This window comes from Sagittula sp. (assembly GCF_052825245.1).
In genome coordinates this window covers 1-20,573 of sequence record NZ_JBRBWD010000055.1, presented here as the reverse complement: position 1 = coordinate 20,573, position 20,573 = coordinate 1, and the positions used below count along the sequence as shown (strand labels likewise).

The 20,573-nt window shown below is 67.7% G+C and carries 19 protein-coding genes and 2 pseudogenes; 11 read left to right on the top strand and 10 right to left on the bottom strand.

Translation table 11 applies throughout. The features are described from left to right. Positions 1–83 precede the first annotated feature (83 nt). A complete protein-coding gene (locus ACU0DV_RS22130; RefSeq protein ID WP_446242937.1) occupies positions 84–716 on the bottom strand; it encodes a BPSL0067 family protein in 633 nt (210 codons plus the stop codon). 126 nt (positions 717–842) lie between these two features. Beyond that, complete coding sequence (locus ACU0DV_RS22125) at positions 843–1,220, bottom strand: VOC family protein (protein WP_446242936.1); 378 nt, start codon at positions 1,218–1,220, stop codon at positions 843–845. Positions 1,221–1,313: 93 nt separating this feature from the next. Between ACU0DV_RS22125 and soxR the strand changes: the two genes are divergently transcribed. From soxR to ACU0DV_RS22110, 3 genes are read left to right on the top strand one after another with little or no spacing between them, the layout of a single operon-like run. Next, entirely contained in the window at positions 1,314–1,766 is a 453-nt protein-coding gene (gene soxR / locus ACU0DV_RS22120) for a redox-sensitive transcriptional activator SoxR (RefSeq protein ID WP_283983109.1), read from the top strand. Between the two features lie 24 nt (positions 1,767–1,790). Then, positions 1,791–2,135, top strand: coding sequence for an MmcQ/YjbR family DNA-binding protein (locus tag ACU0DV_RS22115; protein ID WP_446242935.1), 345 nt, complete (start codon positions 1,791–1,793; stop codon positions 2,133–2,135). A gap of 58 nt (positions 2,136–2,193) precedes the next feature. Continuing rightward, positions 2,194–2,535, top strand: coding sequence for a cupin domain-containing protein (locus ACU0DV_RS22110; RefSeq protein ID WP_283983107.1), 342 nt, complete (start codon positions 2,194–2,196; stop codon positions 2,533–2,535). Positions 2,536–2,631: 96 nt separating this feature from the next. Here ACU0DV_RS22110 and mltG read toward each other — a convergent pair whose 3' ends face one another. Together mltG and fabF are read right to left on the bottom strand one after the other, a co-directional pair. Beyond that, complete coding sequence (gene mltG / locus ACU0DV_RS22105; RefSeq protein WP_100926923.1) at positions 2,632–3,789, bottom strand: endolytic transglycosylase MltG; 1,158 nt, start codon at positions 3,787–3,789, stop codon at positions 2,632–2,634. 111 nt (positions 3,790–3,900) lie between these two features. Then, complete coding sequence (gene fabF, locus ACU0DV_RS22100) at positions 3,901–5,163, bottom strand: beta-ketoacyl-ACP synthase II (protein WP_446273599.1); 1,263 nt, start codon at positions 5,161–5,163, stop codon at positions 3,901–3,903. A 259-nt stretch (positions 5,164–5,422) separates the two neighbouring features. On the opposite strand from fabF, the gene ACU0DV_RS22095 reads away from it, so the two are divergent. After that, complete coding sequence (locus ACU0DV_RS22095) at positions 5,423–5,659, top strand: hypothetical protein (protein WP_446242934.1); 237 nt, start codon at positions 5,423–5,425, stop codon at positions 5,657–5,659. A 248-nt stretch (positions 5,660–5,907) separates the two neighbouring features. Here the strand turns inward: ACU0DV_RS22095 and ACU0DV_RS22090 are convergent, their stop codons facing one another. From ACU0DV_RS22090 to ACU0DV_RS22065, 6 genes are all read right to left on the bottom strand, one after another. Beyond that, on the bottom strand, positions 5,908–6,708 hold the full coding sequence (locus ACU0DV_RS22090; RefSeq protein ID WP_446242933.1) for a glycosyl transferase: 801 nt from the start codon (positions 6,706–6,708) through the stop codon (positions 5,908–5,910). 62 nt (positions 6,709–6,770) lie between these two features. Then, positions 6,771–7,469, bottom strand: a complete 699-nt coding sequence (locus ACU0DV_RS22085; protein WP_446242932.1) for an SDR family oxidoreductase — start codon at positions 7,467–7,469, stop codon at positions 6,771–6,773. Next, positions 7,469–8,638 (bottom strand): M20 aminoacylase family protein, encoded by a 1,170-nt coding sequence (locus ACU0DV_RS22080; RefSeq protein WP_100926929.1) that lies wholly within the window; start codon positions 8,636–8,638, stop codon positions 7,469–7,471. Before ACU0DV_RS22080 ends, ACU0DV_RS22085 begins: the two co-directional genes overlap by 1 nt. A 145-nt stretch (positions 8,639–8,783) precedes the next feature. Beyond that, the gene (locus ACU0DV_RS22075; RefSeq protein ID WP_446242931.1) at positions 8,784–10,127 is read right to left on the bottom strand and encodes an NAD(P)/FAD-dependent oxidoreductase; all 1,344 of its coding nucleotides are present in this window, start codon (positions 10,125–10,127) and stop codon (positions 8,784–8,786) included. Then, complete coding sequence (gene argE / locus ACU0DV_RS22070) at positions 10,124–11,284, bottom strand: acetylornithine deacetylase (RefSeq protein ID WP_283983099.1); 1,161 nt, start codon at positions 11,282–11,284, stop codon at positions 10,124–10,126. The genes ACU0DV_RS22075 and argE overlap by 4 nt, the downstream gene beginning before the upstream one ends. Before the next feature lie 98 nt (positions 11,285–11,382). Then, a complete protein-coding gene (locus ACU0DV_RS22065; protein WP_254698256.1) occupies positions 11,383–13,245 on the bottom strand; it encodes an ABC transporter ATP-binding protein in 1,863 nt (620 codons plus the stop codon). A 671-nt stretch (positions 13,246–13,916) separates the two neighbouring features. Between ACU0DV_RS22065 and ACU0DV_RS22060 the strand changes: the two genes are divergently transcribed. The 7 genes and pseudogenes from ACU0DV_RS22060 (at position 13,917) to ACU0DV_RS22030 (ending at position 20,509) form a co-directional block, all read left to right on the top strand. After that, positions 13,917–15,617 carry a peptide ABC transporter substrate-binding protein gene (locus tag ACU0DV_RS22060; protein ID WP_100926932.1) on the top strand — a complete coding sequence of 567 codons (1,701 nt, stop codon included), beginning with the start codon at positions 13,917–13,919 and terminating at the stop codon, positions 15,615–15,617. 424 nt (positions 15,618–16,041) lie between these two features. Then, a pseudogene (locus tag ACU0DV_RS22055) lies at positions 16,042–16,303 on the top strand (ABC transporter permease); the annotation flags it as partial. 119 nt (positions 16,304–16,422) lie between these two features. Further along, positions 16,423–17,151, top strand: a pseudogene (locus ACU0DV_RS22050) (ABC transporter permease); the annotation flags it as partial. Beyond that, entirely contained in the window at positions 17,144–18,142 is a 999-nt protein-coding gene (locus tag ACU0DV_RS22045) for an ABC transporter permease (RefSeq protein WP_100926935.1), read from the top strand. The pseudogene ACU0DV_RS22050 and the gene ACU0DV_RS22045, both read left to right, overlap by 8 nt. A 60-nt stretch (positions 18,143–18,202) precedes the next feature. Continuing rightward, positions 18,203–18,718, top strand: coding sequence for a DUF1697 domain-containing protein (locus tag ACU0DV_RS22040; RefSeq protein ID WP_446242930.1), 516 nt, complete (start codon positions 18,203–18,205; stop codon positions 18,716–18,718). A gap of 25 nt (positions 18,719–18,743) precedes the next feature. Then, complete coding sequence (locus ACU0DV_RS22035) at positions 18,744–19,190, top strand: hypothetical protein (protein ID WP_446242929.1); 447 nt, start codon at positions 18,744–18,746, stop codon at positions 19,188–19,190. Between the two features lie 50 nt (positions 19,191–19,240). Next, positions 19,241–20,509, top strand: a complete 1,269-nt coding sequence (locus tag ACU0DV_RS22030) for a carboxylate-amine ligase (protein WP_446273598.1) — start codon at positions 19,241–19,243, stop codon at positions 20,507–20,509. Positions 20,510–20,573 lie beyond the last annotated feature (64 nt).

Below are 20,573 nucleotides of genomic sequence, written 5' to 3'. Positions count from 1 at the left end.
GCGATGATGATGGCGTTGCGGTTGGTCATGCGCACCACCTATCAGCCTGCGTGCCGTCTGCCAAGCGAATCCCGCTGCCCCCTTCACACCTTGCGGATCACCGAGAACGCATCGCCGTTGTTGCTGGGGTCTTTCCACATCATCCCGTCCAGCCCCTGGAAGGTCACATGGCGCCGCTGGATCGCGTCCAGCCCGGACCATTGCTCCACGACATGGATGCCCGTCGCATCCTGGCCGTCGTAAAAGGCCCCATGGTTGCCATGCGCCTTGTTCGGATACTTGCCGTATTCGAAGGTCGCGATGGCCGTGCCCCGCTCGATGAGCGCATCGTTCCCGCGCACCCGCAGCCCCTGCCGCCAGCCGGACGTCAGGCCGACGTGGGTGTAATACTGCAACAGCGTCACGCACTGATGGGTCGAGACGAGCGGTTGCCCGACAAGGTCGCGCACCTTGTTTTTCACGTAAGGCCCCTTCAGGGCCAGCGCGTCCGCGAGGTAGTTCATGATCTTGTTGCGCGACGTGACCGATAGCGACTTCGACCAGGACACCAGGTGACACAGCGTGGCGTACTCGGCATCCGTCACCTGCGCGTCCAGTTTCGTGACGCCGATGATCCCGTCGGCTTCGTGATTGCTGATCCTGCGGTCGTTCTGGATCGCCAGAAGGATCACGCGCTTCAGTGCGCCGTCCTGTGCAGGAGGGGGAGGAGGTGGCATGGCAATGACCTCTTGCTGAAAAATGAGTGCATCTAATGCCTCGATGATCCACCAAAGGTTGTAACCTGTCAATCTCGGACCTCGGCCGGCATGCCGCCTTCCTCCGCCCCCGCTGCGCCCCGGCCCTCAGGCGTAGGAGACCATCTCGTACTCCACCCCGTCCGGCCCGTCGAAGTAGAACCGGCGCCCGGGTTCGTAGTCGGCATGGCTGTGCGGGGTGAAGCCCATCTCGCGCACCTTCGCCTCCGTCGCGTCGAGGTCGTCCACCACCAGCCCGATGTGGTTCATCGACCCGGCGCGGGTGTAGGTGTCGTCATGCGGCGCGTCGATGCGCTTCGGGCTGTAAAGCGCAAGGTAGGTCGCGTCGTCGCCCACGTGGATCGAGGTCCCGCCGTGGATCGCCGGCCCCTGCCAGCGCACCCGCCAGCCCAGAAGATCCCCCAGCAGCGCCGCCGTCGTCTCCGCATTGCTGACCGTCACGTTCACATGCTCAAGCCGTGCCATTCGGTATTCCTTTCATTCGGTTTCAACGGCTTGCATCCTAGTCGTTCAAGTCCACTTGAACTCAAGAACAAAATAACGCACGATTTCCGCACGATGAAGAGAGACGGCCTTACAATCCGCGAGATCGCCGAGCGCACCGGCCTCGCCCCCTCCGCCATTCGCCACTACGAATCGGAGGGGCTGGTCTTTCCCGCGCGCACCGCCTCCGGCCAGCGCCGGTTCCAGCGCGCCGACATCCGGCGGCTGAGCTTCGTGATGATCGCGCAGCAGCTGGGCTTTTCCCTGACCGATATCCGCGCCGACCTCGACCGCCTGCCCCGGGACCGCGCGCCTACTCGCGCCGACTGGACCCGCATCTCGCGCCGCTTTTCCCGTGTGCTGGACGCACGCATCGCCCGCATGACCGCGCTCAGGAACAACCTCGACGGCTGCATCGGCTGCGGCTGCCTGTCCCTGCAACGCTGCGCGCTCTACAACCCCGAGGACCGCGCCGCCCGCCGCGGCCCCGGCCCGCGGCACGTCATCGACGCCGCGCTGGACGACTGACACGGCGCCTGCCATGCTCCGGCCATGAACCGCGAAACCGTCAATGCTATATGTGCCTCCCTGCCCGGCGCCGAGGTCTCCGACCCCTGGGGCGGCGGACACGATGCGTGGAAGGTCGGCGACAAGATGTTCGCCAGCATCGGCGCCATCGGGCTGGGCGTCTCGGTTAAGACACCCTCCATCGAGGACGCGCAACTGCTGATCGAGATGGGCCGCGCGCAAAAGGCCCCCTATTTCCACCGCTCCTGGGTGCTGATCGACTGGAACGCGGTGCCGGAGGACGAACTCCGCGACCGGATCCGGACCTCCTACGACCTGATCTTCTCGAAACTGCCGAAGAAGACCCGCGCCGCGATCTCGTCGTCCTGACACAAGCGTCGCAGCCAGCCACCGCCCTTAGATTCCCAGCCACCAACAGGCCGCCCACATGACCCAGACCTTCCTGCGCATCACCACGGACATAGAGGCCGAGCACGACGCCCCGCCCGCCGAGAAGGTGATCTCCGGCACACCGGAATTCACCACATGGAACGTGGAGGACCGCGACGGCCTTTATTGCGGCACGTGGCGCGCGACGCCCGGCAAGTGGCAGGTCAGCTACGACGAATGGGAATACTGCCGCATCCTCGAAGGCCATTCGATCCTCACCGAGAACGGCGGCGACAGCTTCGAGGTGCGGGCGGGCGACAGCTTCATCCTTCGCCCGGGCTTCCGGGGAACATGGGAAGTGGTGGAGACGACGACCAAGGAATACGTCATCCGCCTCTGACGCGCGCGGCGGGCCCCCGCCGGGACGTCACGCCGCCGGGCGGGTTGGCGGGCGGGCGCGCTGCACATCAGCAACAGTCCCGACCCGCCAACAGCCTCAGTTGTCCCGCTGCGCCTCCAGCGCGCGATAGGCCGCCACGTTGCGGTTGTGCTCGTCCAGCGTCTCCGCAAACACGTGGCCGTCCGCCGGGTCCAGCGTCTTCGCGACGAAGTAGACGTAGTCGGAAGACGACGGGTTCAGCGCCGCCTCGATGGAGGCGCGGCCCGGGTTGGCGATGGGGGTCGGCGGCAGACCGTCGATCACGTAGGTGTTCCACGGCGTGCTTTCCCGCAGTTCCGACTGCCGCAGCCCGCGACCGAGGATGCCCTTGCCCTCGGTCACGCCGTAGATGACGGTCGGGTCGGTCTGCAGGCGGATGCCCTTCTCCAGACGATTCACGAAGACCGAGGCCACCAGCCCGCGTTCCTCCGCGTTGCCGGTCTCCTTCTCGATGATCGAGGCAAGGATCAGCGCCTCCTCCGGGCTGTTCAGCGGCAGGCCTTCTTCGCGGTTCGACCATTCCTCAGCAAGGATCAGCTCCTGCGCCTGGCGCATCCGTTCGATCACGCTCGCGCGGGTGTCGCCGACGCCGATCTCGTAGCTGTCGGGGGCAAGGCTGCCCTCTTCGGGCACCTCGACCTCGCCTTCCAGCACGTCGATCTCGCCCAGTTCCTGCACCACCTGCCAGCTCGTCACGCCCTCGGCCAGCGCCACGCGATACCGCGTGTCGTTCGCCTGCCGCACCTGGGTGTATTCCTCCGGCACCTCTTCCTCGGCCGGGTCGAAGCTCGCCTGCGTCTCGTAGCGCCCGGTGTTCGGGTCGATGGCCCGCACCTGCACCGTCGCCCTGTTGATGCCGATGCGATAGACCACTTCCGTCCCGCAGGTCGAGGCGCCGCCGCGCGTGATGATCTCGGTGATCTCGGACATGGAGGCGCGCTCGGGCACCAGGTAGCTCCCGGCCTTCAGCTCCTGCGTCTTGTCACCGTATTCGGCGCCAAGGCGGAACATCATCGCGCTCTTCACCGCGCCCTGCTCGGCCAAGTTGTCCGAAACACGGGACATGTTGGTGCCGCGCGGCACCTCGAGGCAGATCGGCGCGCTCAGCGGGCCCTCTGCCGAATACTCCGCCTGCGCCCAAAGCAGCAGGCCCCCAAAGAGAAATGTCGCGACAACCAGAAGGGTCAGCGCGTTCGAGGCGATACTGCGCCACATGATATTGCCCCTATCTTGCCCTTTGTTCCGCCCCTCGTCCGGGGGCTTGTGCTCACCTCGTTCAGGCGCGCACGACCCGTCGCGCGCGCCCTGATCTTCAGCCCGGCTGGCTCAGTCCAGCTTGCCGAAGATCACACTGGCATTGGTGCCGCCGAAACCAAAGCTGTTCGACAGCGCATAGGCGATCCGCCGCTCGCGCTTGGCGTTGGGCGCCAGGTCCACGGGCGTCTCGACCGCCGGATTGTCGAGGTTGATGGTCGGCGGCGCCACCTGGTCGCGGATCGCGAGGATCGAGAAGATCGCCTCGATCGCGCCCGCCGCGCCCAGCAGGTGGCCGGTCATCGACTTGGTCGAGGACATCGTCACCTTGGACGCATGGTCGCCAAGCAGACGCTCCACCGCGCCCAGCTCGATGGTGTCCGCCATCGTCGAGGTGCCATGCGCGTTGATGTAGTCGAGATCCGCGGGCGTGAGGCCCGCGTCCTTCAGCGCCGCGCGCATCGACCGCTCGCCGCCCTCGCCGGTCTCGGAGGGGGCGGTGATGTGGTAGGCGTCGCCGGTCAGGCCGTAGCCGCAGACCTCGGCGTAGATCTTCGCGCCGCGCGCCTTGGCGTGCTCGTATTCCTCCAGCACGACGACACCCGCGCCCTCGCCCATCACGAACCCGTCGCGGTCGGCGTCATAGGGGCGGCTCGCGGCCTTCGGATCGTAGGCGCGCTTGGTCGACAGCGCCTTGCAGGCGTTGAAGCCCGCGATGCCGATCTCGCAGATCGCGCCCTCGGCGCCGCCCGCCAGCATCACGTCCGCATCGCCGTACTTGATCAGCCGGGCCGCGTCGCCGATGGCATGGGCGCCGGTGGAACAGGCGGTCACCACGGCGTGGTTCGGCCCCTTGAAGCCGTAGCGGATCGACACGTTGCCCGAGATCAGGTTGATCAGCGCGCCGGGGATGAAGAACGGCGACACGCGCCGCGGCCCCTTGTCCCGGATCAGAAGCGCGGTGTCGGCGATGGAGGACAGGCCCCCGATGCCGGACCCGATCATCACGCCGGTCCGCTCGCGGCTTTCCTCGTCCTCGGGCATCCAGCCGGAGTCACGCACCGCCTGGTCGGCGGCGGCGATGCCGAACTTGATGAACTCGTCGACCTTGCGCTGTTCCTTCTTGTCCATGTAGGCGTCGCAGTTGAACGTCCCGTCGGACCCGTCCCCCAGCGGAACCTCGCAGGCATAGGTGGTGCCCAGGTGGCTCGCGTCGAAACGCGTGATCGGACCGGCGCCCGACTGCCCTTCCAGAAGGCGGCTCCAGCTCGCTTCCACCCCATCGGCCAGAGGGGTGACCAGTCCAAGCCCGGTGACGACGACACGACGTGCCATGGCGGCTCTCTCCATTCTCTTTCTCCGACCCGCTCTTAGCGCGCCTTGGCCCCCATCGGCAAGGCCGCGCGCTCATGGCGCATTGGGGCCACGCGACATGACCCGGGATGCGGATCGCGCCGCCGCATCGGCATCTTCCCGCCGACACGATCGCCGGACCCGCTGCGCCGAAACCGGAAACCCGCGGCCTTCGTGTCTTCTCCATGCGCCGCGCCGGAGGAGGGCCGGCGCGCCACCAACAGAGAGAGGAAATCCATCCATGCGTTATTTCATTGTCCTGATCGCCGTCCTCGGCATGTCCGCCCCCGCCATCGCCGGCCACGTGGGCACCCCGCCGGGACAGGCCGCCAAGGCAGGCGCCGACCGCAACGCCGACGGCCGTACGAACGGCAAGGACTACGCCGCAGGCCAGTCCGCCGCCGAAGAGACCGCTGAGGACCTCAACGACGACGGCAAGATCAACGGCGCCGATTATTCCTACGGCCAGAACAAGTAAGCGCCCGGACACCGCGGGTCCACGGGGCCGCCCCATCCGGTTCCCGAAGGACCATACCCCCGGACCCGCACCGAAGAAGGCCCGCCCGCACCGGCGGGCCTTCCCCGTCCGGCACGACCGGCAACGCCCCGGCCGTGGCCAACCGTGCCGACCGCCGTGCCCCTTCATCTTGGCCGAAATACCTCGGGGAGCGCGGGGGGCCGGCCCCTCGCATCCGCCGCCTCAACCGGCGCGAACGCCTGGCAGACTCACGCCCAATCGCCGCCCAGGTCGTCGCGCGACCGGTCGATCCAGTGCTCCTGCAGCCAGGCGCAGGGCTTGGAATAGCGGATGAACGACCCCGACCACCCGGTCAGCGCGTCGGTCATCTTCGGACGGCCGTGAAAGCAGACCACCCGCGCATCCTCCGGCAGCGTCGGCGGACGCAGGTAGTTCATCGGGAACGGGTTGCAGTCATACTTGAAGGACACCACCCAAGGGTCCGGAATATATGTGAAAACACCGCGATCCAGTGCCTTGGTCGAGGTATAGCGCTGCTCCGACCCGCGGGCCTTCTCGACCTCCGCGTAAGGGTTGGCGGCGATGTCCTCGTAGAGGAACCCGTGCACCGCCGGATCGAACCGGAAGACCGAGCCGTGCCCCGTCACGCGGCCCTTGCGCTTCTCGATCCAGTCGATCCGCATGGCCACCGTTTCCGGCGCGAGGTCATAGATCCCGTCCAGCCCGCCGGTCACCACCACGTCGAGGTCGAAGCCCAGCACAGGCCCCTCGAGGTCGGGCACAAGCCCCGGCCGGAACAGCGAGACCTTGCGCATCGCCCCCTGACGGTTCGCCACCTTCAGCGCCTCCGCCATGGGTTCCGCGAAGGGCTCCACCGGCAGGGGCAGCACCTCGATGTCCGGATGCAGCCCCTCGGCGTGCTCCGTCATGCAGAAGAAGCGCACGGGCCGCGTCATGTTCCGGCGCACGCCGGAATAGAGCCGGTTGACGTATTCGGGGCCGAAAAGCGTGCCCCACTTGATGCACATGATGTTGGCGGTCTGGGTCATGGCCGTGTCCTAGCCGCCGGCCGCGCCGCGCGCCAGATGAAATCCGTCCGGGCGCCGCCCGATCATTCGGCGTAGATCATCTTGCGCGTCATGCCGCCGTCGACGGTGACCACCTGCCCGGTGACGAACCCCGCCCCCGCCAGCCAGACGACCGTCCCGGCGATGTCGTCCACGCGGCCTGCCCGCCCGGCGGGATGCTGGGCGTGGTCCACCGCACGCAGGTCGTCCCAGCCTTCGGTCACGATCCAGCCCGGCGCGATGGCGTTGACCCGCACCTCCGGCCCGAGCGAAACCGCCAGCGCCTGCGTCAGCCCCTCGACCCCGCCCTTGGAGGCGCAGTAGGCCTCCGTGTCCGGCTCCGCCATGCGTGCCCGTGTCGACGAGAGGTTGACCACCGATCCGCGCGCCTGCCGCAGGAACGGCACCGCCGCGCGCACCATCAGGAAGGTGCCGGTCAGGTTGACGCCGATCCAGCGGTTCCAGTCCTCAAGCGACAGGTCCTCCACCGGGCCGCTTTCCGGCCCGGCGACGCCCGCGTTGTTGACCAGCAGGTCCAGCCCGTCGGCCAGCATGTCCGCAAGGCTGTCGAAGGCTGACGCGACAGACACTTCGTCCGACACGTCGCAGACAACCGCCCGGCCCCCTACATCGCCCTCGAACGACAGGTCGAGCGCGGCCACCTCCCAGCCTTCGGCCACCAGCCGCCCGGCGATGCCGCGCCCGATCCCGCGCGCGGCCCCCGTGACGATGGCCGTGGGCATCAGTTTGTCACCGGCATCCGCCGCTCGACAATCTCCGCCCACCACGAACAGCCCGCCGGGATGGCCTCGTCGTTGAAGTTGTAGCCGGGGTTGTGCACGTCGGCGGAATCGCCGTTGCCCACGAGGATATAGGCGCCGGGGCGTTCCTCCAGCATGTAGGCGAAATCCTCGCCGCCCATGGTGATCGGCGCGTTGCGCTCGCAGCCGCCCGAGATCGCCTCGGCCACGTCCGCCGCGAATTCCGTCTGCTCCTCGGAGTTCACCATCGACGGGTAGCCCGCGATCCAGCGCACCTCTGCCGTGCCGCCGAAGGCCTCGGCGGTCAGCGGGGCCAGCGCCTTGATCCGCTCCTCACCCAGCGCGCGGTTCTCCTTCGACATGGTGCGCATCGTGCCTTTCAGCGTCACCCGCGCCGGGATCACGTTGAACGCCTTCGACGAGCTTTCGATCGAGGTGACCGACACCACGATCGGATCGTCCGGATCGGCGTTGCGGCTGGAAATGCTCTGCATCGCCTGCACAAGCTGCGCCGCGATCACCACCGGGTCCACCGTCTGGTGCGGCTTGGCGGCGTGGCCGCCCTTGCCGTGGATGGTGATCTCGTACTGGTCGGTCGCGGCAAAGAACGCCCCCGACCGGATCGAGAAGCTGCCCACCGGCTGCCCGGGCCAGTTGTGCATGCCATAGACCTCCTGGATGCCGAAGCGCTCCATCATGCCGTCCTGGCACATCTCCTTGCCGCCGCCGCCGCCTTCTTCGGCGGGCTGGAAGATCACCACCACCGTGCCGTCGAAGTTGCGCGTCTCGGCCAGGTACTGCGCCGCCCCCAGCAGCATCGCGGTGTGCCCGTCGTGGCCGCAGGCATGCATCGCGCCCGGCGTCTTGGAGGCGTATTCCACCCCGGTCTGCTCCTCGATGGGCAGCGCGTCCATGTCGGCGCGCAGGCCGATCACCTTGCCCGACCCGGTGCCGCGCCCCTTGATGACGCCCACCACGCCGGTGCGCCCGATGCCGGTCACCACCTCGTCGCAGCCGAAGGCCTGCAGCTTCTCGGCCACAAGCGCACTGGTGCGGTGGGTCTCGAACAGGATCTCGGGGTGCTGGTGAAGGTCGCGTCGCCACGCGGTGATGTCGCCATGAAGCTCTGCGAAACGGTTCTTGACGGGCATGGAAGTCTCCTTGTGTGCGAGCGGCCCCGCAGGCGACGGGGCCAGTCAGTCATGTCGGCGGCGAGCCTAGTGAGATACATGCCGAACGCAAGCGCTCGGGCAACAATCCTGACCGTATGGTCGGAAATCGCTCAAGGGAGAGGCGTCAGATGTTCGGCCCCGGCACCAGCTTGGACCCGTCCGAAAAGCGCGACAGCCGGAAACGGTCGAGCGCGGTGCCCGGATCGCGCCCCATGGCGAGGTCGGCGGCGATCCGGCCAAAGGCGGGACCCGCGCCGAAGCCGTGCCCGCACATCCCCGTGCAGACCGTCAGGCCGGGCAGCGCCGCCACCCGGTCCACCACCGGCACCACGTCGGGCATGACGTCGATCATCCCGCCCCAGGCAGCCTTCAGGTGCACTTCACCTAGCGCCGGGTAGATCTCCGCGAAGCGGCGCAGCAGCTCCAGCACCCGCTTCCGGTTCGGTCCGGGGTCGAGGATGCGCACCCGTTCGAAGGGGCTGATCTCATCGCCGTTCCAGAACCGGGCCACGCCGGGCGCATCGGGCCAGCCGCGCGGCTGCGGCCCGCGCAGGTGCACATCGAACGATCCCTGCAGGGCCAGCTTCAGGTAGACCGGCAGATGGCGCAGCATGTCGGCGCCGGTGTAAAGCTCGGCGAAACCCGAGGGCGCAAGGGTATATCCCCCGTCCGCCCGCCGCCGGAAGGCGATCTCTCCGTCGACCGAGGCGGGCACATTCAGGTCCGGCAAAGGCCGCGTCGCCAGCGCGGTCGAGCGCACCGAAAGCTGCGGCACGCGGACCCCGTGGCGCGCCAGCAGAAGCGACGACCACGCGCCGCCCGCCAGCACCACGCTTTCGGCGCGGACCGTGCCCTCTTCGGTCACCACGCCCGTCACCTGCCCCGCGCTGATGTCGAGCCTGCGCACCGCCACCCGCTCGCGGATCATCGCGCCGTCCGCTTCCGCCAGTTTCGCCAGCCGGGGCACGGCGACCCAAGGCTCGCCCTTCATGTCCGACGGCGTCAGCAGCATGCCGCACCATCCCGCGTGCGGATAACCCATGGTGCGCGCCGTCTCGGCCCGGCCCACCAGCCGCGAGGTGACGCCCTGCCCCTTCGCCTCCGTCAGCCAGCCTTCGAAGGCGGCCATCTCGGCCTCCGACCCGGCCAGGTAGGACACGCCGACCGTCTCCACACCCAGCGCACCGCGGCATTCCGCGTCGAACTCCTGCCAGAGGCGCTGCGCCTCCTGTGCCACCGGGATCTCCGCCATGTCGCGGCCCTGCACCCGGATCCAGCCCCAGTTGCGCGAGGATTGCTCGGCGGCGATGCGGCCCTTCTCCAGCAGTAGCACCCGCTTGCCCGCGCGCGCCGCGAACAGCGCCGCAGACACACCGATCACGCCGCCGCCGATCACCGCGACGTCGACCGCCTCCGGCAGCGGACCGCGAAAGTCCCGCTCGCCCTCGTCCCTGAACGGAAAGATCACGCCAGCGCCTCCAGCAACCTCCGCATGAAGGCCTCGCCCTCCTGCAACTGGCTGATTGCAATCGACTCGTTGGGCTGGTGCGCGACCGAGATGGAGCCCGGCCCGCAGACCACAGCCCTGTATCCGGCGGTCTGGAAGTGGCTCGCCTCCGTGGCGTAGCTCACGTAGTTCTCCGAATTGTCGCCGGTCAGGCGCCGCACCAGCGCCTCGGCGGTATTGTCCTCTTCCGGCGCGAAGGGCGGCAGGGAGAACATCTCCCGCGCCTCGATCCACGCCTCCGGGCGCACCGCCTTCATCTCGGCGGTCAGCTCCTCGACCTTGGCGGCGAACAGCGCGCGGTAGGTCTCCAGTTCCTCGCCCGGCACAACGCGGAAGCCCACCCCGAACTCGCAGTCCTTGGCGGTGATGTTGTGCGCCGTCCCGCCCGAGATCTGCCCGACGTGCACGTTGGTGTAGGGCGGATCGAACAGCGCGGCCAAGCCCAGGGGCTCCGACGCCTCCGCCGCCGCGTTCACGCCGTTGCACCAGTCGATCAGCTTCGCGCCCCACATGATCGCCGAGACGCCGGTGTGCAGCATCGACGAATGCACCTCGAAGCCGTGCACATGGACCCACCAGCTCACGCCGCCCTTGTGGCCGGAGACCGCCTTCATCATCGTGGGTTCGCCCACGATCACGTCCGTCGCGCGCGGCAGGACCTGCATCGCCTCGACCAGCGCCGGGGCGCCGGTGCAGCCGACCTCCTCATCGTAGCTGAGGGCGATCTGCAAGGGCCGCGTGACGCCCGCATGTTTCGCCTCGACCATCGCCCAGATCGCCAGCGCGTCGAAGCCCTTCATGTCGCAGGACCCGCGCCCGTAAAGCCGGCCGTCCTTCTCGGTCAGCACCCATGGGTCGGTGTCCCAGGCCTGCCCGTCCACCGGCACCACGTCCGTGTGGCCCGACAACACGACACCGCCCTCGACCTCCGGCCCGACGTGGGCGTAAAGCGCCTTCCACCCCGGCGCGCCCTCCTTGTCGTGAAGGCCCACCTCGATCCCGTGGGACCGCAGGTACTCTGCCACCCAGTCGATCAGCGGGCCGTTCGGCTCCCGGCTGACGCTGGGAAACGCCACGAGCCGCTCCAGCAGCGCACGCGGCGCAAGTCGTTCCGTCATCATGCCTCCAGACAGGCCGGGGCGCGGCGCACCGCCCCCTGCTTCTTCGCTTTCAGATTTGCCTTGCGCGATCCTTCACGGAAAAACCGCCCCTGCCCTCAATAGCCGCTGTCCGAGGTCAGCACGAGGTGCCCCGGGCTGACTTCCTCGTAGACCGAGGGCCCCGGCTCGTAGCCGACCGGGTGGATCGGCGACGGGATCGGCTTGAAGTTCAGGTCCTTCTCCGCCTTCCGGCGGCGCGGATCGGCGATCGGCACCGCCTTCATCAGGGCCTTGGTATAAGGGTGCTGCGGGTCCTCGAACACCGCGCGGCGCGGTCCCAGTTCCACGATCCGGCCAAGGTACATGACCCCCACCGTGTGAGAGACCCGCTCCACCACCGCCATGTCGTGACTGATGAAGACATAGCCCAGCCCCAGCTCCGCCTGCAGTTCCATCATCAGGTTCACCACCTGCGCCTGCACCGACACGTCGAGCGCCGAGACCGCCTCGTCCGCCACGATCAGCTTCGGGTTCAGCGCCAGCGCCCGCGCGATGGCGATCCGCTGCCGCTGGCCGCCGGACAGCTCGTGCGGATAGCGCCGCATGAAGGACCGGGGCAGTTCCACCCGGTCGAACAGGTTGGCCACCTTGTCCTGGATCTCCGACCCGGACCCGATACCGTAGTTCACCAGCGGCTCCGCCACCTGGTCGGCCAGCTGCAGCTGCGGGTTCAGAGAGGCAAAGGGGTCCTGGAAGATCATCTGCATCTCGCGCCGCGCGTCGCGCAGGCCCGATTGCGACAGCGCCATGATGTCGGTGCCGTCGAGCTCGATCTTGCCCGACAAAGGCTCCACCAGCCGCAGGAGCGACCGCCCCGCCGTGGACTTGCCGCAGCCCGACTCGCCCACGAGGCTCAGCGTCTGGCCCTTGTTGAGCGTAAACGACACATCCTCCGTCGCGTGGACATAGGCCACCGTCCGGCGGAAGAAGCCGCCCTTCACCGGGAATCGCGTCACGAGGTTCTGCACCTTCAGCAGCACCTCGTCAGAGCCCTTGATCGGGTCGAGGTTCTGGTCGGTGCGCCCCACCAGCCGCATCGGTTCCGGCAGGTCCTTGCCGGTCATCTCGCCCAGCTTCGGCACGGCGGCCAGCAGCGCCTTGGTATAGGGGTGCTGCGGGTTCTCGAAGATCTCCTCGACCCGGCCTTCCTCCACCTTGTTGCCGCGGAACATCACGACGACGCGGTCGGCCATCTGCGCCACCACCGCCATGTCGTGGGTGATGAACATCACCGCCGTCCCGGTCTCGCGCTTCAGGCGGTCCATCAGGGCTAGGATCTCGGCCTGGATCGTCACGTCGAGCGCGGTTGTCGGCTCGTCCGCGATCAGGAGGCGCGGCTTGCAGGCCAGGGCCATGGCAATCACCACGCGCTGGCGCATCCCGCCCGACAGTTCGTGCGGATACTGCTTCAGCCGCCGCTCCGGTTCCGGGATGCGGACCTCGCGCAGCAGTTCCAGCGCCCGTGCCTCCGCCTGCTTCTTCGACATGCCGCGGTGGACGCGCAGCCCTTCGGTCAGCTGGCGGCCCACGGTGAACACCGGGTTCAGCGCGGTCATCGGCTCCTGGAAGATCATGCCGATCTCGTTGCCGCGGATGTGGCGCATCAGGCTCTGGTCGGCGGTGGCCAGGTCCATCACCCCGCCCTCGCGCCGGTCGAACAGCATCTTGCCGCCCGCGATGTCGCCGCCGCCGTATTCGATCAGCCGCATCAGCGAAAGCGAGGACACCGACTTGCCCGATCCCGATTCGCCGACGACGCAGACCGTCTCGCCCGGGTTGATCTCGAACGAGATGTCCTCGACGCCCACCACCGGGCCATCCTTTGTCTGGAATTCGACCCGGAGCTTCTCGATCCGGGCGATGGGCACCTGGGCCTCTGCGGCCCCGGTCGCGGCGGTATCCGTGGTGTCGTCCAGCATCTTCGAAACTCCCTTGTCGCGGCGAAGGCTAAAAGCCCGGCTCCGGGGCGTAAAGGTCCCATCGCGCATTCCCGGAGGTCAGAGCCTTCCGGGCGCACCCGGATGCCCTTTCCGGCGCCCCGCACGAGACTGTGGAACAAGGGCCGCAACGCCTTCGCGCAGCATGCCGGAAAAATGGGCAAAGCCGAACGGTTTCAGGCGGCGCCGGACAGCCCGCCCGACGCCCCGCCGCAAGGTTCCGAAACCGCACGAAATGCCATCGCGCTGGCCCGGCGCGGCAATCCGCCGCTGAAAGGCGCATGCCGCCAATGGCTTAACCCGGGGCACACACATGCCCCGACAGGCCGCCCAACCCTTTTTCCATTGCCCCGAAGGCCGCCCCGGACCCAAGCGAGACAGCCCGCCGCCGCACAACCCTCAGCGAAATCAATCCCCTGCACGGGCAGCCCGCGCCACGTCCTTCCCCCCGACCCTTCCCGAATGCGTCCGGGATGCCCTTAGGCAATGCTTGCATTTTGAGCATCCGCGGGTTTCGATGGACCGGCACAGGGGGCGAATTCGGGGCACGGGTCTTTTTCGGGTTGAAACGGACCTGACCGGATGAACAGCCTTCCCGGCATCAACGAAGCGGACCGGACATGATGCCGGTCCCGACCAACATGGAGTGAAACATGACCCTGAAATCCCTGATGATGGGTGCCGCGGCCGTGACAGCTCTCGCTGCCCCCGCGCTCGCAGAGCGCGGCGCGGACGGCGAGGTGAAGATCATCTACTGGCAGGCCCCGTCGATCCTGAACCCGTTCCTCTCGGGCGGCACCAAGGACGTCGAGGCCTCGTCGATGATCATCGAGCCGCTGGCGCGCTACGACGAAACCGGCACCCTCGTGCCCTGGCTCGCAACCGAGATCCCGACGGTCGAGAACGGCGGCGTCTCCGAGGACCTGACCCAGATCACCTGGAAGATCAAACCGGACATCGTGTGGTCGGACGGCACGCCCTTCACCTCCGCAGACGTTAAATTCACCTACGAATACTGCACCCACCCCGAAGGCGGCTGCGCGCAGCTGACGAAGTTCGAAGGCGTGACCTCGGTCGAGACGCCCGACGACCTGACCGTGGTGGTGACCTTCGGCGAAGCGAAGCCCGTTCCCTACGGCCCCTTCGTCGGCGGTGAATCCCCGATCCTGCAGAAGGCCCAGTTCGAGAACTGCGTGGGCGCCGCGGCCTCCACCTGCACCGAGCAGAACTTCAACCCGATCGGCACCGGCCCCTTCGTGGTCGAAGAATTCAAGCCGAACGACGTGATCACCCTCTCGGCCAACGGCAACTACCGCGATCCGGCCAAGCCGGCCTTCGCCACCATGACCTTCAAGGGCGGCGGCGACGCTGCGGCAGCGGGCACGGCGGTCATGGAGACCGGCGAATTCGACTACGCCTGGAACCTCCAGCTCGCGCCCGACGTCATCGCCGAGATGGAAGCCGGCGGCCAGGGTGTTGCCGTGGCAGGCTTCGGCCCGCTGATGGAACGCATCATGATCAACAACACCAACCCCGACCCGGCGCTTGGCCCGGACGAGCGGTCGGTGATCCGTCCGCACCCGTTCCTCGGCGACCCGGCGGTCTACAAGGCGATGTCCATGGCCATCGACCGTCCGCTGCTGGTCGAAGTGGGCTACGGACAGGCCGGCAAGGTGACCTGCTCCTGGGTGCCCGCGCCCGAGCCCTTCGCCTACCAGAACGAGGACTGCGGCACGCAGGACATCGAAGGCGCCAAGGCGCTTCTGGATGAGGCCGGCATCGTCGACTCCGACGGCGACGGCATCCGCGAGAAGGACGGCGTTCCGCTCTCGATCCTCTACCAGACCTCGACCAATGCCGTCCGCCAGGACTTCCAGGCGCTGATCAAGGAGTGGTGGGAGCAGATCGGCATGGAAGTCGAACTGCGCAACGTCGACAGCTCCGTGTTCTTCGGCGGCGACCCGGGCTCCCCGGACACCTTCCAGAAGTTCTACGCCGACGTCGAAATGTACGCCAACACCTTCAACGGCACCGACCCGCAGGCCTACCTGGGCAACGGTCTGTGCGACAAGGCTCCGCGTCCGGAAACCCAGTGGCAGGGCGAGAACATCTCGCGCTTCTGCGACGAGGAATACGACGCGCTCTGGAACGAGCTGTCGCAGACCGCCGACATGCAGAAGCGCCAGGAAATCGGCCGCCAGCTCAGCCAGATGGCCTACGAGAAAGGCGCGATGATCCCGCTGGTGCACCGCGGCCGCCTCTCGGCACACTCCAACAGCCTTGGCGGTGTGAAGCTGAACGTCTGGGACTCCGAGCTGTGGAACGTCGCAGACTGGTACCGCATCGAACAATAAGTTCCTGATCGCGCGCCCGTCCCGTTTCGCACGGGGCGGGCGCATTCCTGAAGACACGGAAGGGATCGCCGCGCCGATGGATGACAACCGGAGCCTCGACCGCAGCCTCTGGACCGACGGCATCGACGCCTTCGCGCCCCGCCTCGCCGGCGATGCGACGACGCTCCTCCCGCAGATGGGGTCCCCGATGCCGCGCGACGCCATCCTCTCATCGCCGATGACGAAGACCGCCCTCCACTGGACAGACGTTGACATGCAAGATTGCCACCGGCACAGGCCGGGCGATGCCAGCCTCCGCACATGCGGCACCACGGGACACCGTCCCGGCGCCGCCCCGTCTTACACCCTGTGCCCCATTGTCCGGTCCCGTGCCGGCGCTGCGGGATGCACCCACCTTCACCACAGCCCGACAGGGGGATAAGCGTTGCTCACCTACGCCACGCGACGGTTGATCCTCTCGATCCCGACGCTCATCTTTATCAGCTTCATCATCTTCATGCTGTTGCAACTGGCCCCGGGCGATCCGATGGCCCAGGTGCCGCTGACGGTGCCGGACGAGGTCAAGCAGAAGATGCGCGAGGCGCTCGGCCTCGGCGAACCGCCTCTCGTCCAGTACTGGAAATGGCTGGTCCAGATCTTCTGGATCGAACCCAAGGTCTTCATCGACTGGATGTTCGGCACGCAACTGGCCTGGCACTGGGAAACCCCCACCTTCGCGCCGACCGAAACGCTCCTCGCCTCCATGCAGGAAGCGGGCCGCGTGCGCGAGGTCAACGGCGAGATGCAGTTCTGGGTGCCCGAACAGCGCAACATCTCGTGGCAGACCCGCTCGCCGGTGATGGACATCATCATCCAGCGCATCCCGCAGACGCTGTGGGTGGTGGGCGTGGCCTACGTGGTGGCGATCCTGATCGCGCTGCCGGTGGGCATCTACTCCGCCTACCGCCAGTACTCGGTCTTCGACCAGGCCGGGACCTTCGTGACGATGATCGGCTTCTCGATCCCGCCGTTCTTCACCGGCCCGCTGCTGATCGTGCTGTTCTCGGTGCAGCTCGGCTGGTTCCCCTCGATCTACGACACGACCCACGTCGTGAACGACTGGGCCAGCTTCAAGATCCAGCTTCAGCAGATGATCATGCCGGTCATGGTGCTGGCGCTGCAGATCACCGCGCAGCTCTCGCGTTACATGCGTGCCTCCATGCTCGACAACCTCGGGCAGGACTACGTGCGCACCGCCCGCGCCAAGGGCCTGTCGGAGGCGATCGTCGTCAACGTGCATGTGGTGCGCAACTCGATGATCCCGGTGGTCACCGTGATCGCGCTCGGCATCCCGTCGATCTTCGGCGGCGCCATCATCACCGAGAACGTGTTCAAGGTGAACGGCATCGGCCAGCTCCTGATCACGGCGCTGTTCGCCAACGACCTGCCGATGGTCATGACGCTGACCTTCATCTTCGCGGTGCTCATCGTGCTCTTCAACCTGATCGCCGACATCCTCTACGGCGTGCTCGACCCGCGGATCCGTTATGACTGAAAGCCCACAGGACGATGTAATCCTCGCCGAAGGCCCCGCCGCCATCGAGGCCTTGAAGGACACCGGCCCGACAAAGCCGCCGCGTTCGCGCGGCAAGGACGTCTGGGACCAGTTCCGCAAGCACAAGGGCGCGATGTTCGGGCTGGGGTTCCTGGTCTTCATCACGCTCGCCGTGCTGATCGGCCCCTACATCTACACGGTCGACCCGCAGAAGCTGGACATCCGCAACAAGGACATGCGCCCGATCTACACCGCGATCTGGGACGCCGATGCCAAGGTCTCGTGGGAGAAGCCGCTCGGCTCCGACCAGCTCGGCCGCGACAACCTCGCCCAGATGCTCTCGGGCGGGCGCGCGTCCATGGCCGTGGGCTGGGCCGCGATGATCCTCAGCCTCGTGATCGGCACCGCCATCGGGGTGATCGCCGGCTACTTCAAGAGGCTGGACGGCCCGCTCATGCGCCTGACCGACCTCTTCCTGTCGCTGCCGATCCTGCCGCTGCTGCTGGTCGCCGTGACGCTCTTCCGGCAACCGCTCAGGGCCAACTTCGGGCCCGAGGGGGGCATGTTCATCCTCATCGTGACGGTCATCGCCGTCACCTCGTGGATGCCCACGGCCCGCATCGTGCGCGGCGACATCCTCGCCATCAAGGAACGCGAGTTCGTGCTGGCTGCCCGCTCCATCGGCACCTCGCCGTTCAAGCTGATCCGCCGCCACCTGCTGCCCAACGTGCTCTCGCCGATCATGGTGTCCGCCGCCCTCGGCCTCGCCACGGCGATCATCACGGAATCGGCGCTCTCCTTCCTCGGCGTGGGCTTCCCCTCCGACTTCCCCACCTGGGGCAAGATGCTGGCCGACGCGGTCCAGCGCATGGAGCGGTTCCCCGAACGCGTGATGCTGCCGGGTGTCGCCATCTCGCTGACGGTGCTCAGCGTGAACTACCTGGGCGACGGCCTGCGCGACGCGCTCGACCCGCGCATCCGCGGCCGCTGACACGACACCGGGCCGCCCTCCGGGGCGGTCCGCCAGGACAACGCTCAGGGAACCGACCACATGCCCGCCTATGCCGCCTTCCTCCGCGCCGTGAACGTGGGCGGCACCGGCAAGCTCGCGATGGCCGACCTCAGGGCGCTGACCGAAGGCACCGGGGCCCGGAACGTCCAGACCTACATCGCCTCCGGCAACGTGGCCTTCAGCCATGACGCAGCCCCCGCCGACGTGCAGTCCGCGCTGGAAAAGGCGCTGCACGACCATGCCGGCAAACCCGTGGGCGTCCTCCTGCGCACCCTCGCCCAGCTCGACGCGCTGACCGCCGGCACCCCCTTTCCCGACGCGCCCGGCGACAAGGTGATCTGCCTCCTGACCGACGCCCCGATCCCCGCCGCCCCCGCCGCGGACGCCACGCACCGGACCGCAGAGGACATTCGCCCCGGTCCCGGCGCGCTCTACATCCATTACCCAGATGGACAGGGCCGCTCGCGGCTCAGGCTGCCCGCGATGACAGAAGGCACCGCCCGCAACCTGAACACCATCCGCAAGATGCGCAGCCTTCTGGCCGAAAGGAGCTGACACGGAACACCGCCGGGACATCGACATGACGTTCGAATTCAGTCTGCACGAGGACCGCAACCTCGCCTTTTTCAGGATGCCGGCGCAGATCAGCGTCTCCGGCTGCGCCAACCTGCTGCGGCGCTACGTCGAGGATCCGCGCTTCGACCCGCGCCGCAACATGCTCACCGACGCGACCGGGGTGACAGAGATCGACGCCAGTTTCCTCAGCATCATCGTCGCGGTCGAACGGCTGGCGCCGCTCCTGCGCCGGTTCCCGGAAAAGGCCGACAGCGTGCTGCTGGTGGCCTCAGGTCACAGCTTCGGCATGGCCCGCATGATGCAGCAGGTGGTCGAGCCGGTCAGCACCCTGCGCTTCCACATCACCCATGACGTGGCCGAGGCGCTGCACCTCGCGGGCCAGCCCGACACCGACCTCGACGCGCTGAACGCCGCCCACGCCGCTTCCGCCTGCCCCACGCCCAACCCTTGAGCGGGCGCAGGCCCGGCACTACCATCCCACCGCACAAGCGGAGACAGCCCATGGCGCAACCGGCCTTCACCATCGGCATCGAGGAGGAATACCTCCTTGTCGACCGCGACACCTGCGCGCTGGTCGAAGCGCCCGAAGCGCTGATGACCGCCCTCTCCGAGGATCTCGAAGACCAGGTCTCGCCCGAGTTCCTGCAATGCCAGGTGGAGATCGGCACCCGGCCCTGCGCCTCCGTCGACGCGGCCCGCGACGACCTGCGCCGGCTGCGCGCCACGGTGTCGGAACACGCCGCGCGCCACGGCCTTTCGCCCATCGCCGCCTCCTGTCACCCGTTGGCCGACTGGAAGACGCAGTCCCACACCGACAAGCAGCGCTACAACGAGCTCGACCGCGACCTCGGCGGCGTGGTGCGGCGCATGCTGATCTGCGGGATGCACGTGCACGTCGGCCTCGACGACGACACGCTGCGCGCCGACCTGATGCGGCAGGCGAGCTACTTCCTGCCCCACCTGCTGGCGCTCTCCACCTCCTCGCCGTTCTGGCAGGGCGAGGACACCGGCCTCGCCTCCTACCGCATCTCGGTCTTCGACAACCTGCCCCGCACCGGCCTGCCGCCGCAGTTCCAGTCCTGGCAGGAATACGAACGCTCGGTGCAGGTGCTGATCGACCTCGGCGTGATCGAGGACGGCTCGCGCATCTGGTGGGACCTGCGCCCCTCCGCCGCCTTCCCGACGCTGGAAACCCGGATCATGGACGTGCAGCCCCGGCTGGAACACGCGCTGACGCTGGCGGCCATCTCGCAATGCCTGATGCGGATGCTCTGGCGGCTCCGGGTGAAGAACCAGCGCTGGCGGATCTACGACCGCTTCCTGATCGAGGAGAACCGCTGGCGCGCGCAGCGCTACGGCACGACCGAAGGTCTGATCGACTTCGGACGGGCGGAGATCGTGCCCTTCCCCGAACTGGTCGAGGAGCTGATCGACCTGCTGGAGGAAGACGCGGGCGTCCTGCAATGCACCGGCGCGCTGCACCGCGCCCGCGACATCGTTTCGGGCGGCACCTCCGCCAGCCGCCAACGCGCGGCCCTCGCCGATGCCAGGGCCCGGGGCGCCGACCACGACGGCCAGATGCGCGCCGTGGTCTCCCACCTGATCGAGGAATTCCACGCCGACCCCGGCCTCCGCGATGCTCTGCGTAGTGACTGGCGTTCAGACGTGTGCCCTTCCGATCGGGGGGATGCTTTCTCCTTGGGGGGATGCTTTCTCCTTGGAGATCGGAAGAGAGTCTTGTGGGGAAATAGTGTACTGTACATGGTGTAGATCTCGGTGGTCGCCGGATCATTAGGTAGTGGGGGGGGGGGTGGGGGGGGGGGGGGGGGGGGGG

Coding starts and splice junctions, on each gene's coding strand:
- ACU0DV_RS22130 (WP_446242937.1), bottom strand. CDS start 716: ATGCCACCTCCTCCCCCTCCTGCACAGGACGGCGCACTGAAGCGCGTG.
- ACU0DV_RS22125 (WP_446242936.1), bottom strand. CDS start 1,220: ATGGCACGGCTTGAGCATGTGAACGTGACGGTCAGCAATGCGGAGACG.
- soxR (WP_283983109.1), top strand. CDS start 1,314: ATGAAGAGAGACGGCCTTACAATCCGCGAGATCGCCGAGCGCACCGGC.
- ACU0DV_RS22115 (WP_446242935.1), top strand. CDS start 1,791: ATGAACCGCGAAACCGTCAATGCTATATGTGCCTCCCTGCCCGGCGCC.
- ACU0DV_RS22110 (WP_283983107.1), top strand. CDS start 2,194: ATGACCCAGACCTTCCTGCGCATCACCACGGACATAGAGGCCGAGCAC.
- mltG (WP_100926923.1), bottom strand. CDS start 3,789: ATGTGGCGCAGTATCGCCTCGAACGCGCTGACCCTTCTGGTTGTCGCG.
- fabF (WP_446273599.1), bottom strand. CDS start 5,163: ATGGCACGTCGTGTCGTCGTCACCGGGCTTGGACTGGTCACCCCTCTG.
- ACU0DV_RS22095 (WP_446242934.1), top strand. CDS start 5,423: ATGCGTTATTTCATTGTCCTGATCGCCGTCCTCGGCATGTCCGCCCCC.
- ACU0DV_RS22090 (WP_446242933.1), bottom strand. CDS start 6,708: ATGACCCAGACCGCCAACATCATGTGCATCAAGTGGGGCACGCTTTTC.
- ACU0DV_RS22085 (WP_446242932.1), bottom strand. CDS start 7,469: ATGCCCACGGCCATCGTCACGGGGGCCGCGCGCGGGATCGGGCGCGGC.
- ACU0DV_RS22080 (WP_100926929.1), bottom strand. CDS start 8,638: ATGCCCGTCAAGAACCGTTTCGCAGAGCTTCATGGCGACATCACCGCG.
- argE (WP_283983099.1), bottom strand. CDS start 11,284: ATGACGGAACGACTTGCGCCGCGTGCGCTGCTGGAGCGGCTCGTGGCG.
- ACU0DV_RS22065 (WP_254698256.1), bottom strand. CDS start 13,245: ATGCTGGACGACACCACGGATACCGCCGCGACCGGGGCCGCAGAGGCC.
- ACU0DV_RS22060 (WP_100926932.1), top strand. CDS start 13,917: ATGACCCTGAAATCCCTGATGATGGGTGCCGCGGCCGTGACAGCTCTC.
- ACU0DV_RS22045 (WP_100926935.1), top strand. CDS start 17,144: ATGACTGAAAGCCCACAGGACGATGTAATCCTCGCCGAAGGCCCCGCC.
- ACU0DV_RS22040 (WP_446242930.1), top strand. CDS start 18,203: ATGCCCGCCTATGCCGCCTTCCTCCGCGCCGTGAACGTGGGCGGCACC.
- ACU0DV_RS22035 (WP_446242929.1), top strand. CDS start 18,744: ATGACGTTCGAATTCAGTCTGCACGAGGACCGCAACCTCGCCTTTTTC.
- ACU0DV_RS22030 (WP_446273598.1), top strand. CDS start 19,241: ATGGCGCAACCGGCCTTCACCATCGGCATCGAGGAGGAATACCTCCTT.